This window comes from Streptomyces sp. Qhu_M48 (genome assembly GCF_051305195.1).
In the GTDB taxonomy this organism is placed as follows: domain Bacteria; phylum Actinomycetota; class Actinomycetes; order Streptomycetales; family Streptomycetaceae; genus Streptomyces.
The window spans coordinates 4,531,826-4,545,485 of sequence record NZ_CP195432.1 but is presented as its reverse complement, the minus strand read 5'-3'; the positions used below and the strand labels follow the sequence as shown (position 1 = coordinate 4,545,485).

Below are 13,660 nucleotides of genomic sequence, written 5' to 3'. Positions count from 1 at the left end.
GTCGGCGCGCGAGGCCGGGGGCGAGCGCGTGGGCGGGGGAGCGGGCGCGGCTGCGCGCCGAGGGCGTGCACGCGCGGGCGCGAGGATGCGCGGAGGCGGAGGTGCGGAGGGGCGGCGGCTCGTGTCGCCGCCCCCGGCCGACTCGGAGCGCCAGGCTCCGAGGGTTCGGCTCAGCGCGCGCGGGCTCAGAACTCGCTGGTGCGGAAGGGCTTCTCGGGCCGGTTCAGGTCGGGCCTGCCCAGCACCTTCGGGGAGGACAGCGCGTAGATGCCGTGGTTGGTCAGCACCCAGGCGATGTTGCGGTCCCACTCCACGTAGACGCCGTGGGTCTGGTTGCCGTACGCGTAGTCCGGGGTCTCGGCGCCGTACGCCTTCGGGACGAAGTAGGCGTCGATCTTCGGGGCGGCGGGGTCGGAGACGTCGAAGAACTGCACGCCCGCGTTGTAGAAGCCGTAGCCGAGCACGCCCGGGGTGTGCCGGCCCGGGTTGGTGTAGGAGCCGGTGCGCTTGGGGCCGAAGCTGCCGCGGCGCTGGCAGTAGTCCGTGATGCCGGCGGACGGGGGCGGGGTCGGGCGGGGCAGGACGCCGACGACGCGGGGGTTCCTCGGGTCCTTGGCGTCGATCTGGTAGACGTCCTTGTACGGCTCGTAGCAGTCCTCGGTGAGCGGGTAGCCGGAGTAGTAGATCATCCCCGTCCGCTCGTACTGCGAGACGTCGATGTTGTCGCCCTCGGTGCCCGCGACGGACGCCGGCAGGTCCAGGTGGGCGACCGTCCTCAGGTCGGCCGGGTTCGAGATGTCGAGCACCGTCAGGCCGTAGCCGCCCATCGCGGCGAAGGCGTAACGCCCGCCCTTCTCCACCGGCTTGGGGACGAACAGCGGCATGCGCGCGCCCATCCAGCTGGTGCGGTTGCCGCACCGCGGGTTCTTCCGGTAGGCCGCGTCCTCGCCGGTGCGCTGGCCCGGCAGGTGCCAGGTGTCGAGGAGCTTCGGGTGGGCCGGGTCGGCCATGTCCCACGACTGGTAGCCGGCCGAGTGGAGGTTGGTGGGGTACTCGGTGCGGGAGTACGTGTCGTCGGGCGCCGTCGCGACGAACATGTACCGTTCGCCGGTCCAGTACGGCGTGTCGAGGGAACCGGAGCCCTGCTGCGCCGAGTCGGGGTCGCTCGCGAGGGGGTCCTTCTGGGTGGCGTCGGTGGAGACGGTCGCGAGGAGCTTCCAGTCCTTCTTGCGCGGGCCGTCCAGGCGGAAGACCTTGAAGCCCTTGAGCCCGGGCTTCTCGCGCAGCTTCCTGACGCCCTCCGGGTTGTTGTACTTGTCGTGCGCCGGGTCGTCGGTGAGTTCCGAGATCTGTCGCTTGTCCTCGAAGCTCTGGACCATGACGTACGCGCCGAGCCTCCTGTTCCACTGGATGGTGGAGGCGCCCCAGTAGTCGTTGGCCGCCCAGGTGCCGTTCGCCCTCCTCTCGTCGCCGTCCACGTCCTGGCGGCTCATCCTCTCGACGACCTTCACCTTCTTCACGTCGGTGATGTCGTAGACCCGGCCCTCGGAACGGTCGTACTGGAACATGTAGCGCCGGCCGTCGAAGTCGACGATGTTCTGCCAGGTGTGGAAGGGGTCGGGGGTGAAGTCGGCGCCCTCGTAGGCGGCTTCGACCTTCATGTTCCTGATGTACGAGCGGGTGTCGTACTCCTTGTTGCGGCCCGGGAAGGAGTGCTCGTGTCCTTCGTCGACCGGCGTGAGGGCGGGGTGACGGAAGGTGCCGTCCAGCTGCATGCCGTACGCGCCGGGGTCGGCCGGTTCGGGGCGGCGCTCGGCGCAGACCTCGGGGATGTCCGGGTCGGCCGCGGCCGCGGGGGTGGTGGCGCCGGAGCTGCCCGGCACGAGGAGGGTCGCGGCGGTGGCGGCGGCGACCGCCGCGGCCAGGGTCGCTCTTGTACGGAGGGATCGCATGGACGGTCCTAGGGGTCTCGGCGGAGGAGAGTGGACGTGCGAAGGGGCGGTGCGGACCCGGGCGCGCGGCGGTCCGGCGGCTGCCGTGACCTCGGGGATCGCGCGCACCGGGTGGCGGTGGGGCCCGGTCAGGTGACCGTCGGGCGCTGCTGGTACACGTCGGCCCGGTGGGCGCCCGTGGAGGTGATGTCCCGCAACTCCCGTACGGCGTGCAGTACGTCGGCGAACGTGAGGTACAGGGCGTTGAAGCCGAAGCGCAGCAGGTCCGGCGCGCGCATGTCGCCGATGACGCCACGCGCCGTGAGCGCGGCGACCAGCGGGTACGCCTCCGCGTGGCGCAGGGCGACCTGACTGCCGCGGCGGGCGGGCTCGCGCGGGGTGGCCATGGTGAATCCCAGACCGTCGAGGAGCGAGTCGGCGCACTCCTGGAAGAACCCGGTCAGGGCGAGGCTCTTGGCCCGTACGGACTCCATGTCCACACCGTCGTACGCCGTCAGCGCCGCCTCCAGGGCGATCAGCGAGAGCAGGGGCGGGGTGCCGACCCGGGCCCGGGTGATGCCGGGGGCGGGGGTGTACGTACCGGACATGGCGAACGGTTCCGCGTGGCCGTGCCAGCCGGTCACGGGGTGGTCGAAGCCCGCCTGGTGGCGGCGGGCGACGTAGGCGAACGCCGGGGCACCGGGACCGCCCGACAGGTACTTGTAGCCGCAGCCGACGGCGAAGTCAGCCCCGACGGCGTCGAGTCCGACGGGAATCGCGCCCGCCGCGTGGCACAGGTCCCAGTGCGCCAGGGCCCCCGCCGCGTGCGCCGCGGCGGTGAGCTCCGCCATGTCGTACAGCTCGCCCGTGCGGTAGTCCACCGGGGCGTAGGCCGCGACCGCGACGTCCGCCCCCTCGGCGGCGAGGACCGCCGCGGCGTCCCGCGCGGGCACCCGGCGGACCTCGAGGCCGAGCAGCCGGCCCACCGAGTCGGCGATGTACTGGTCGGTGGGGAAGTGGTCGGGGTCCGTGAGCAGCAGTCGGCGGCCGGGGCGCAGCCGGGCGGCGGCGAGCAGCGTGTTGAACAGCTGGACGCTGGTGGAGTCGCCGGCCACCACCTGGCCCGGGGCCGCCCCGATCAGCCGGCCGACGGCGTCGCCCGTCCGTACCGGCGCCTCCCACCAGCCGTTGCCGTTCCAGGAACGGATCAGGTCGGTACCCCACTGGCGGTGCACCGCGTCCTCGACCGCCGGGGGCACGGCGGCCGGAAGGGCGCCGAGGGAGTTGCCGTCGAGGTAGACGACTCCCTCGGGGAGGAGGAAGCGGTCCCGGACGTGCGCGAGGGGGTCGGCGGCGTCGAGCGCGGCGGCGCGCGCGGTGAGCGGTGCGGTGGACTTCTCGGTCAGCATGAGGTCACTCCGTCGTTGGGTGAGAGGGCGGAAGGCCGGTTCGCGGGCCCGGCGGCCCGCGAACCGGTGGTGCCGGGCACGGCCGCGCGCTCTCTCACGACATCGAGCGCGATATCCGTGAGCAGGTCCTCCTGCCCGCCGACGAGCCGCCGCCGCCCCGCCTCGACGAGCAGGTCCCGCGTGTCGAGACCGTGGCGCAGTGCGGTGGCCTCCGCGTGCCGCAGGAAGCTGGAGTACACCCCGGCGTACCCCAGGGTCAGGGTCTCCCGGTCCACCCGAACCGGCCGGTCCTGCGTCGGCCGTACGAGCTCCTCCGCCGCGTCCATCAGCGGGAACAGCGCGCAGCCGTGCTCCCAGCCCATCAGGTCGAACACCGCCACCGTCGGCTCCAGCGGCGCGTTCCCCGCCCCGGCGCCCTGGCCGGCGAGCGAGGCGTCCACGCGGTGGGCGCCCGCCTCCACCGCCGTGACGCTGTTGGCCACGCCCAGACCGAGGTTGTGGTGCGCGTGGATGCCGATCTCGGTGGCGGGGTCGAGGACGTCGCGGTAGGCGCGGACCCGTTCCCGTACGCCGTCCATGGTCAGCCGGCCGCCGGAGTCCGTGACGTAGACGCAGTGCGCGCCGTACGACTCCATCAGGCGCGCCTGGGCGGCCAGTTCGGCTGGCGGGGCCATGTGGGACATCATCAGGAAGCCCGCCACGTCCATGCCCAGCTCGCGGGCGAGACCGATGTGCTGGGCGGCGATGTCCGCCTCCGTGCAGTGGGTGGCGACGCGGACGGACGTGACACCGAGCGCGTGCGCCCGGCGCAGGTCCCGCGCCGTGCCGACCCCGGGCAGCAACAGGGTGGTGAGCCTGGCCCTTTCGAGGACCTCGGCCGCCGCCTCCAGCCACTCCCAGTCGGTGTGCGCGCCGGGGCCGTAGGTCACGGAGGAGCCGGAGAGGCCGTCGCCGTGGGCGACCTCCACGGCGTCGACGCCCGCGGCGTCGAGAGCGGCCGCGACCGCCCGCACCTGGTCGAGGGTGTAGCGGTGCGAGACGGCGTGCATGCCGTCGCGAAGGGTGACGTCCTGGACGTAGACCCTGGTCATCGGGCCGGACTCCGTTCGGCCAGGCGCTCGGCGGTGCGCAGCGCGGCGGAGGTCATGATGTCGAGGTTTCCGGCATAGGCCGGGAGGTAGTGGGCCGCGCCCTCGACCTCCAGGTAGACGGAGACGAGGAGCCGGCCGCCTCCGGCGAGCCGGGACAGCGGATCGCCGTCGGGCAGGGCGCGGAACTGCGGTTCCTGCTTGAGCCGGTAGCCCGGGACGTACGCGGCGACGGAGTCGGCCATGGCGCGCACGGAGGCGGCCACCCGTTCCGTGTCGCAGTCGTCGACGACGCAGTGCACGGTGTCGCGCATCAGCAGCGCCGGCTCCGCCGGGTTGAGGACGATGATCGCCTTGCCCCGGGCCGCGCCGCCCACCCGTTCGAGGGCGCGGGCGGTGGTCTCGGTGAACTCGTCGATGTTCGCCCGGGTGCCGGGGCCCGCCGACCGCGAGGCGATCGAGGCGACGATCTCCGCGTAGTGCACCGGGGCCACGGCCGAGACGGCGGCGACGATCGGGACGGTGGCCTGTCCGCCGCAGGTGACCATGTTGAGGTTCGGGGCGTCGAGGTGTTCGTCGAGGTTGACCGGCGGGACGACGTACGGGCCGATGGCCGCCGGGGTGAGGTCGACGATCCGCTTGCCGTGCGGCGCGAGCGCGGCCGCGTTGCGGTGGTGGGCCCTCGCGGAGGTCGCGTCGAAGACGATGTCGACGGAGTCGAAGTCGTCCAGGGCGAGCAGACCCGCCACCCCGTCCGCGCTGGTCCGCACCCCGAGCCGGCGGGCCCGTGCGAGGCCCTCGGACTCCGGGTCGATGCCGATCATCGCGGCGGCGGTGACCCGCCCCGAACCACGGACGATCTTGATGAGGAGATCGGTGCCGATGTTGCCCGATCCGATCACGGCTGCCCTCATCGGACGGCCTCCTTCAGGAGCTGGGTCAGACCGAAGAACCGGACGGCGTTGCCGCCGAGGACGGCCTCGCGCTCCTCCGGGGTGAGGGCGCTCTCCCGTACCAGCCGGCCGATGTCCTCCTCGCCGAGCGGGAAGGGATGGTCGGAGCCGAGCAGCACCCGCTCCGCGCCCATCACGTCCACGAGGAGGCGCAGCGCGCCGGGGTCGAAGACCGCGGAGTCGACGGAGAAGCGGTCGGTGTAGTGCGAGGGCGGGTGCGGGCTGTCGGCGCGGACGAGGTCGCGGCGGTGCCAGGCGTTGTCGGCCCGGCCCAGGAGGTACGGGAAGCTGCCGCCGCCGTGGGCGAACAGCAGCCGCAGTGACGCCGGCAGCCGCTCGAAGGCACCGGAGAGGATCAGCGACAGGATGGTCAGATGGGTCTCGGCCGCCATGCCCGCCAGCCAGGCCAGCATGTACCGGGAGAAGCGCGGGCCGGCCGGCAGGTCCCAGGGATGGACCAGGACGGCGGCGTCCTCCTCGGCGCAGTGCGTGAGGAACTCCAGGAGCGCCCCGTGGTCGAGGTCGCGGTCGCCGAGATGGTTGCCGATGTGGACGCCGTGGAACCCCTGGCGCATCGCCTCGCTGAGCGTGGCGCAGGCCGCCTCGGTGTCCTGCAGCGGCACCTGGCACAGCGGGGCCAGCCGGTGCGGGGCGTACGAGCCGTACTCCAGGAGCCGGGAGTTGACCGTACGGCACCAGTCGGCGGCGCGCGCGGACTCCAGTCCGTAGCCGAACAGCAGCGGCGTGCTGGACAGCACCTGGACGTCCACGCCGAGCCGGTCCAGGTCGGCGACGCGCTCCGCGGGATCCCACAGGGTGCGCCGCACCGGCCGGTACTCGGCGGCGCCGGCCATCATCATCCCGGCGTCCGGGCCGTCGGTGGTCCGCAGCCAGGGCCCGTCGTCGGAGCCGGTGAGCCGCCGGGACTCGGCGCGGCCGATCTCGGGGAAGACGTGCGCGTGGATGTCGACGACGGTCATGCGCCGCCCGCCTCGTCACGACGGGTGCGCGGACGCAGCTCCTCCGGCCAGTCCCTGCCCGGGTGCACCGCCCCGCAGTGCCCGCAGGTACGGGCGGCCTCGTCACCGTAGAACGCGGCGAACACCGGCGGCAGGTCGTCGACGATCGAGGTGAGCCGCACCTCGCTGCGGTGCACCAGGTGGTGGCACTCCACGCAGTACCACTCGAAGGCGTCCCGCTGCCCGCTCGGCCGGGCGAACTCGACGACCAGGCCGACGCTGTCCTCCTCCGGGCGCTGCGGGGAGTGCCGCACGTGTGGCGGGAGGAGGAAGACGTCACCCTCACGGATGTGGACGTCGCGCGGCGGCCGCCCCGCCTCGTCCATGACGCGCAGCACCATGTCGCCCCTGAGCTGGTAGAAGAACTCCTCGATCGGGTCGTCGTGGAAGTCGGTGCGACGGTTCGGGCCGCCCACGACCGTCACCATCAGATCGGCGTCCTGCCAGATCTGGACGTTGCCGACCGGCGGCTTGAGCAGATGGCGGTGTTCCTCGATCCAGGCCTGGAGGTTGAACGGCTGCATGGTCATCGGCGCGGTTCCTTGTTCGGCGGGACGGGGGTGACGGCGGTCAGGGGATCGGGGGCGGCGCCCCGGGGGATGTGGGCGACGGCGCTGATCTCGATCAGCAGGTGCGGGTGGGGGAGCTGGTGGACGGCGACGGTCGTGCGGGTCGGACCGCTCTCGTCGAAGTACTCGGCGTAGACCTCGTTGTAGCCGCCGAAGTCGTTCATGCTCACCAGGTACGTGGTAACGGACACCAGGTCGTCCAGACCCCCGCCGACGGCGCCCAGCAGACGCCCGACGGTGTCGAGCACGGCTCGGGTCTGGGCGCGGATGTCGAGGTCCGTCACCCCCATCGCGTCGGCGCTCGCGCCGACGAAGGTGCCGTCGGGCCGGCGCGAGCTCGTACCGGACACGAACACCAGGTCGCCCGCGCGCCTGAGGTGGGGGAAACGGCCGCGGGGCGGGGCGGCTCCGGGGACGATCACGCGTTCTCCTCCGTGCTGAACCGGACACCGCCGAGGCCCGCGACCGTGGCCCGGACGTGCGTCCCGGGCGGCAGCGGTACGGCGGCGGTCGCCGCGCCGGCGAGGACCACCGTGCCGGGCTCCAGCGAACCGGCGAGCCGGGCCGCGGCGGCGAGGGCGCGCACCGGGTGTCCGAGGATCGCCGCGGTGGAGCCGGTCTCGGCCGGACGCCCGTCGATCTCAAGCAGGACCCCGAGGTTGCCGAGATCGCCCGGGGCGCTCCAGGGCCCGAGCACGTAGCCCGCCGCGGACGTGTTGTCGGCGACGACCTCGGGCAGGGAGAACCGGAACCCGTCGTAGCGCGAGTCGATGACCTCCAGCGCGGGGGCCACGGCCGCGACCGCCGCCATCGGGTCGCCACCGGGGCGCAGCGTGTCGCCGAGGAGGAAGGCCACCTCGGGCTCGACGCGGGGGTGGATGAGCCCGGAGACGTCGAGCCGACCGCCGTCGGGAATCTCCATCCGGTCCGTGAGCCGCCCGTGGATCAGGTCGGCGACACCCATCTGCCGCATCTTGGCCAGGCTCGTGAAGCCCAGCTTGAAGCCGGTGATCCGCTCACCCCTGGCCAGCCGCCGCCCGACCAGGGCCTCCTGGACGGCGTACGCCTCCCCGGTGTCCCTCAGACCGCTCCCGCCGCCCGGCAGCGGGCGGCCGTGCCGTGCGGCGGAGTCCAGGATCCCGGCCAGTGCCGCGGGGTCGAAGGCCCCGGCCGTCGCCGTCGTGTTCATCGGGCCTCGCCCTCCTCTCCGGTGCGCCCGAAGGCCGCACGTACCGAACCGAGTCCGTCGATACGGGCTTCGAGCACGTCACCGGGCTCGACGGTCGTCATGGGACCCAGCGCGCCGGTGAGCACGGTGTCCCCGGCCCGCAGGGGGCGTCCGAGCCGCACGAGCGTGTCCGCCAGCCAGACGGCGGCGTGCAGCGGATGGCCCAGACAGGCCGCGCCCGCACCGGTGGAGACGGGCTCGCCTCGGCGCTCCAGGACCATGCCGGCGGTCCGCAGGTCGAGGTCCCCCAGCCGTACGGGGCGGGTGCCCAGGACGTACGCGCCGCTGGAGGCGTTGTCGGCGACGGTGTCGACGGCCGAGATGTCCCAGTCGCGGATCCGGCTGCCCACCACCTCCACGGCGGGCAGCGCGAACGCCGTCGCCCTGATCACGTCGGCCACGGTGTGCCGCTCGTGGACGAGATCGTGCTCCAGGACCAGTGCGACCTCGGCCTCGGCCCGCGGCTGCAGCACCGAGCCCCAGGGGATCTCGGCGCCGTCCGGCACCGCGGTGTCGTCCATCAGCGCACCGAAGTCCGGTGTTTCGACGCCCAGTTGCCGCTGCACCGCCGCCGAGGTCAGGCCGACCTTCCAGCCGGTGACGCGGCGCCCCTCGGCGAGACGGCGCTCGCTGAGGACGGCCTGGACGGCGTAGGCGGCCGCGAGGTCGCCGTCGGGGAGGAGGTCGCGGACGGGAGCGCAGGGGACGCCCGTCCGGCGTGCCGTGTCGAGTCGTTCGGCGGCCTTCGCCACCGCTTCGTCCACCGTGGTCACAGTTTCACGCACACATTCATGGGCTCGGAGAAGAAGTCGAGGGAGTGGTCGCCGCCCTCGCGGCCTATCCCGGAGGCCTTCACCCCGCCGAAGGGGGTACGGAGGTCACGCAGGTTCCAGGTGTTGACCCAGGCGGTCCCGACGTCGAGGGCGGGAGCCACCCGGTGCGCCCGGCTCACGTCACCCGTCCACACCGTGGCGGCGAGCCCGTACGGACCGGCGTTGGCCAGGGCCAGTGCCTCCTCCTCGGTGTCGAACGGCGCCAGGTGGACGACGGGCCCGAAGATCTCCTCCCGTACCGCCGGGTGGTCCTCCGGCAGCCCGGCGAGCACGGTCGGCTCCACCCAGAAGCCGCCGTCCCGGTCGTCGGAGAAGCGGGGCACCCCGCCGCCCGCCAGTACGTCGCCGTCGGCCGCCGCCTTGTCGAGGTATCCCCGTACCTTGTCGCGGTGGGCGGCCGAGACCATCGGGCCGTACCCGCTCAGCGCCCGCGCGCCGGCGGCCAGTCTTCCGGCGAACGCGTCGAAGACCGACCGTTCCACGTACACCCGCTCGGTGCACAGGCACACCTGCCCGCTGTGGGTGAAGGACGAGCGGAGGGTGCCCTCCACGGCCTGTTCCAGATCCGCGTCGGCGAAGACGAGGCCGGCGTTCTTGCCGCCCAGCTCGAAGGAGACGGGGGCGAGGCGCCCGGCGGCCGCCCGCATGATCGTCGAACCGGTGCGCGACTCCCCTGTGAAGGCGATCGCGTCCACCCCCGGATGCTCGGTGAGCCACTGCCCGGCGGCGTCCGCGCCGCCCCCGTGGACGAGGTTGAAGACCCCCGTCGGCACCTCCGCCTCGGCCATCACCTCCGCCAGCAGACACGCCGTGCCCGGAGTGAGCTCGGAGGGCTTGGCGACCACCGTGTTCCCCGTGGCGAGGGCGGGGGCGACCTTCCAGGTGAGCAGGAGCAGCGGCAGGTTCCACGGCGAGATCACCGCGACCACGCCGAGCGGCTTGCGCACCGTGTAGTTCAGTGCCCCACGCCCGTCCGGGGTGGCCGTGCGCCAGGACCGCTCGGCGCGTCCGGCCAGGAGGTCGGCGTACGCGCGGAAGTTGGCGACGGCCCGCGGGATGTCGACCGTCGAGGCGAGCTCGCGCGGCTTTCCCGTGTCGGCGCATTCGGCGGCGACGAACTCCTCGAAGCGCCGCTCGATGCCGTCGGCGACCCGGTGCAGCAGCCGCGCACGGTCCGCCGGGCTCCACGAGGCCCACGGCCCGCGCAGTGCCGCCCGCGCCGCGTCCACCGCGCGGTCGACCAACTCCCGCGGCGCGGACGGCACTTCGCCGACGACGTGCCCGCGGGTGGGGTCGACGAGCGGGAACGGCGCGCCCGACGCGTCGAACCCGCCCCCTACGTAATGCCGCACAGGTGAGCGCACCTTGCAGACCTCCGTTGCCAGGCCGGGTGATCGGATCCGGCCCCGGCGCGTGCCGGTATCATGCGCCCATCGAGCTATGCCGAACCAATGCCAAAAAGCGAGATCGCCATACCGAAACTGGTATGGCTCGGTACGGCCCGCCACTCCCACTCCCGGAAGGAGCCCCGGAGATGGACCTCCTGGACGGCCGGCTGAAGTTCCGGCACCTGACGCTGCTCGTCGCCATCGTCGACCACGGCAGCGTGGCCCGGGCGGCCGGGACCCTACACCTCACCCAGCCCGCCGCGACCCGGACCCTCCGCGAACTGGAGGTCATCGCCGACCTGCCGCTCTTCGTCCGGGAACCCCGCGGTATGCGGGCCACGCTCTACGGAGAGGCCCTGACCGAGCACGCCCGCGCCGTGCTCGCCGAGGTGCGGCGGGCGGAGGAACACCTCACCGGGCTGCGGCAGGGCCGGGAGGGCACGGTGACCGTGGGAGCCCTCCTCGCCGGCACCAACGTGCTGCTGCCCCGGGCGGTCGCCCAGCTCAAACGAGAACGGCCCCGGATCACGGTCGTCGTACGCGAAGGGACGCCGGACGTCCTCCATCCCGCACTGCTGTCGGGCGAACTGGACGTCATCGTCGGCAGGGTGGGACCGGCTCCGGGGGAGGGGGACGGACTGCGCCAGACGCGGCTGTACCGGGAGCGCATCCGGCTCGCGGTCCGTTCGGGTCACCCGCTCCTGGAGGCCTCCGAGGTGACGCTCACGGACACCCTCGACTTCCCGTGGATCCTCCCGGTCGAACAGACGGCCCTACGCCAGGAACTCGGCGCCCTCTTCGTGGACCGGGGCCTCACGCTGCCCTCGGACCGCGTCGAGTGCACGTCCATCCTCACGATGCGGGCCCTGCTCGTGCAGACGGACATGGTGGCGCTCCTGCCCGAACTGGTCCTGCGCGCCGACGAGCACCTCGCCGCCCTCCCGGTCGAGCTGCCCTCGGTCGGTCGCACGGTGGGCACCACCGAGGCGGCCCACCGCACCCGCACCCCGGCCCTGCGGGCGCTGCTGCACCACCTCGACCACGAGGCGGCCCTGCTGCGCGAGACGCTGCACGGGGCGCCGGGGGAGGTCTAGGGGGCTCGTAGGGGTCGGCGTCCTCGCGTACGCCTGCGTACCCCTGAACGTCCCCGCGTCCTCGCGTACGCCTCCGTACCCCCTCGAAGTCTCCGTACCTTCAGGGGCGCCGCTGTGTCGCGGCGGCCGGGAGACGTTCGGCGACCTCGTCGCCGAGGCGCTCGAACTCGGCCCTCAGGAACGGTGAGGCGAGCCGCGCCAGCCCCTTGAACCGCAGCGACGCCCGGTAGGTCAGCCGGGTGAGGGTGGCGGACTCGGCCTGGAAGCCGAGATCGTCCGTGGACGTCACCGTCTTGTTCTCCCCGACGAACACCAGCCGGTCGGGCTCGCGCGTCACGAGCCGGTACTCGAGTTCCGTGGTGCGGCCGCGGAAGCGCGAGGTGTTGTGCCACCGGGCGCCGGGCCGGACCGGCCCCTCGTCCAGACGTACGCAGCGCACGGTCCCGGGATCCCACTCCTCGGCATGACCGAAGTCCTCCAGGTACGCGACGAGGTCGTCCAGCGACAGCCCGACGACGAAGCTCCGTTCCACCCTGATCACCGTACCGACCTCAACTTCCCGCGACCGGACCGGGCGGCCCCGCTCGGGACCCCCGCCATGACCATTTCCCGCGCCGGGCCACCGACGGATGCACCTCTCACACCTGCGCGACCCGCAGGGTCCGGTCGGCCGTGTCCGCCGTTCGGGGTGAGGGCACCGCTTCGGCGGAGCGCATTGTGGTGACGTTTCGGGCATCCGCCTGAATCGTTCTCGAATGTCATAGGAGGTGATCGTTTCTGCATGATGCGCTCACCGGCATGAACACACGTACCAGACTCGCTCTGGCGACCGCAGCCCTGACCGCCCTGGCCGTCACCGCCCCCACCGCGACGGCCTCCGCGTCCGCCACGGCCCCGGAGCCGACCCCGGCACCGCTGGTCACCGCGGCCGACGCGGTCCCCGGCGAGTACATCGTGACCCTCGACGAGTCGGTCGACGCGGCCGAGGCCGCGAAGAAGCTGAACCTCAAGCCCACGTTCGTCTACGGGACGGCGATCAACGGGTTCGCGGCGCCCCTGACCGCCCCTCAGCTGGAGGTCGTGAGGAGGACCCTGGGGGTGACGTCGGTCGAGGAGGACGCGGTGGCGCTCGCCCCGCCGCAGCCGTCCGCACCCGCCGGCATCCGCGGCCCGGCCGCCACCTGGGGCCTGGACCGGATCAACCAGCGGAACCTGCCGCTCGACAGCGACTTCACCACCCAGGGCAGCGGCGCCGGGGTGACCGCGTACATCCTCGACACCGGAATCGACTACACCCACGAGGAGTTCGGCGGCCGCGCCACGTTCGGCTTCGACGCGATGGGCGACGGGCGCCAGGGCCGGGACTGCAACGGCCACGGCACGCACGTCGCGGGCACGGTGGCCGGAAGGACGTACGGGGTCGCCCGCAAGGCCGGCCTGGTGAGCGTCCGCGTGCTCGGCTGCGACGGGCGCGGCTCCTACTCGGGCATGATCGCCGGCCTCGACTGGGTCGCCAGGAACGCCAGGCAGCCCGCCGTCCTGAACGGTTCCCTGGGCGGCAGCAGGTCCGTGGCCCTCAACAACGCCGCCACGGCCCTCGCCGACGCCGGCGTGCTGCCCGTCCTCGCGGCGGGCAACGACGCGAAGGACGCGTGCGACGTGTCGCCCGCGTCAGCGGCCGGTGCGGTCACCGTCGCGGCCTCCACTCAGTGGGACGAGGAGGCGTCGTTCTCCAACTACGGCCGCTGCGTCGAGCTCTTCGCCCCTGGTCAGGACATCGTGTCGGCCCGGATCGGCGGCGGCACCGTCGCCCTGAACGGCACCTCGATGGCCGCTCCGCACGTCGCCGGCGTCGCCGCGCTGTACAAGGCCGAGCACCCCACGGCGAGCCCGGCCGAGGTGAGTGAGTGGCTCGACGACACCACGACGAAGAGCGTCCTGACCAACATCAGTGACGGCACGCCCAACAAGCTGCTCTTCACCGGCGGCCTGTAACCAAGGGCCGACCCGCCGCCCGCCGCCCGCCGCCCGCCGCCCGCGGCCCGCCGCCCGCCGCCCGCCGCCCGCGGCCTCCCCCTCGCGGCCCACGCCCCGGACCCCGTACCGGCGCGTGGGCCGCGGGCCGTTCGTCCCCCCGGCGGTCCCGGC

13 protein-coding genes are annotated in these 13,660 nt (G+C 73.3%); 2 read left to right on the top strand and 11 right to left on the bottom strand.

The genetic code is table 11. The features are described from left to right. Positions 1–185 precede the first annotated feature (185 nt). From ACRRSS_RS20660 to ACRRSS_RS20615, 10 genes are all read right to left on the bottom strand, one after another. Complete coding sequence (locus ACRRSS_RS20660; RefSeq protein WP_435972600.1) at positions 186–1,952, bottom strand: hypothetical protein; 1,767 nt, start codon at positions 1,950–1,952, stop codon at positions 186–188. 128 nt (positions 1,953–2,080) lie between these two features. Next, positions 2,081–3,340 carry a kynureninase gene (kynU, locus tag ACRRSS_RS20655; protein WP_435972599.1) on the bottom strand — a complete coding sequence of 420 codons (1,260 nt, stop codon included), beginning with the start codon at positions 3,338–3,340 and terminating at the stop codon, positions 2,081–2,083. Beyond that, a complete protein-coding gene (dmpG, locus tag ACRRSS_RS20650; RefSeq protein ID WP_435972598.1) occupies positions 3,334–4,431 on the bottom strand; it encodes a 4-hydroxy-2-oxovalerate aldolase in 1,098 nt (365 codons plus the stop codon). The genes kynU and dmpG overlap by 7 nt, the downstream gene beginning before the upstream one ends. Further along, positions 4,428–5,342 (bottom strand): acetaldehyde dehydrogenase (acetylating), encoded by a 915-nt coding sequence (locus ACRRSS_RS20645; protein WP_435972597.1) that lies wholly within the window; start codon positions 5,340–5,342, stop codon positions 4,428–4,430. Before ACRRSS_RS20645 ends, dmpG begins: the two co-directional genes overlap by 4 nt. Next, entirely contained in the window at positions 5,339–6,361 is a 1,023-nt protein-coding gene (locus ACRRSS_RS20640; RefSeq protein ID WP_435972596.1) for an amidohydrolase family protein, read from the bottom strand. Before ACRRSS_RS20640 ends, ACRRSS_RS20645 begins: the two co-directional genes overlap by 4 nt. Beyond that, entirely contained in the window at positions 6,358–6,930 is a 573-nt protein-coding gene (locus ACRRSS_RS20635; protein ID WP_435972595.1) for a 3-hydroxyanthranilate 3,4-dioxygenase, read from the bottom strand. The genes ACRRSS_RS20640 and ACRRSS_RS20635 overlap by 4 nt, the downstream gene beginning before the upstream one ends. Continuing rightward, positions 6,927–7,391: a RidA family protein gene (locus tag ACRRSS_RS20630; protein WP_435972594.1), complete on the bottom strand. Its 465-nt coding sequence runs from the start codon at positions 7,389–7,391 to the stop codon at positions 6,927–6,929. Before ACRRSS_RS20630 ends, ACRRSS_RS20635 begins: the two co-directional genes overlap by 4 nt. Then, positions 7,388–8,158 carry a 2-keto-4-pentenoate hydratase gene (locus ACRRSS_RS20625; RefSeq protein WP_435972593.1) on the bottom strand — a complete coding sequence of 257 codons (771 nt, stop codon included), beginning with the start codon at positions 8,156–8,158 and terminating at the stop codon, positions 7,388–7,390. The genes ACRRSS_RS20630 and ACRRSS_RS20625 overlap by 4 nt, the downstream gene beginning before the upstream one ends. Continuing rightward, complete coding sequence (locus ACRRSS_RS20620) at positions 8,155–8,982, bottom strand: 2-keto-4-pentenoate hydratase (RefSeq protein ID WP_435972592.1); 828 nt, start codon at positions 8,980–8,982, stop codon at positions 8,155–8,157. The genes ACRRSS_RS20625 and ACRRSS_RS20620 overlap by 4 nt, the downstream gene beginning before the upstream one ends. Then, positions 8,967–10,382, bottom strand: a complete 1,416-nt coding sequence (locus ACRRSS_RS20615; RefSeq protein ID WP_435972591.1) for a 2-hydroxymuconic semialdehyde dehydrogenase — start codon at positions 10,380–10,382, stop codon at positions 8,967–8,969. Before ACRRSS_RS20615 ends, ACRRSS_RS20620 begins: the two co-directional genes overlap by 16 nt. 182 nt (positions 10,383–10,564) lie before the next feature. Here ACRRSS_RS20615 and ACRRSS_RS20610 point away from each other — a divergent pair, with 182 nt between their 5' ends. After that, positions 10,565–11,512, top strand: coding sequence for a LysR substrate-binding domain-containing protein (locus ACRRSS_RS20610; RefSeq protein WP_435972590.1), 948 nt, complete (start codon positions 10,565–10,567; stop codon positions 11,510–11,512). Positions 11,513–11,612: 100 nt separating this feature from the next. Here the strand turns inward: ACRRSS_RS20610 and ACRRSS_RS20605 are convergent, their stop codons facing one another. Then, complete coding sequence (locus tag ACRRSS_RS20605; RefSeq protein ID WP_435972589.1) at positions 11,613–12,053, bottom strand: SRPBCC family protein; 441 nt, start codon at positions 12,051–12,053, stop codon at positions 11,613–11,615. Between the two features lie 257 nt (positions 12,054–12,310). Between ACRRSS_RS20605 and ACRRSS_RS20600 the strand changes: the two genes are divergently transcribed. After that, a complete protein-coding gene (locus ACRRSS_RS20600) occupies positions 12,311–13,507 on the top strand; it encodes a S8 family serine peptidase (protein ID WP_435972588.1) in 1,197 nt (398 codons plus the stop codon). Positions 13,508–13,660 lie beyond the last annotated feature (153 nt).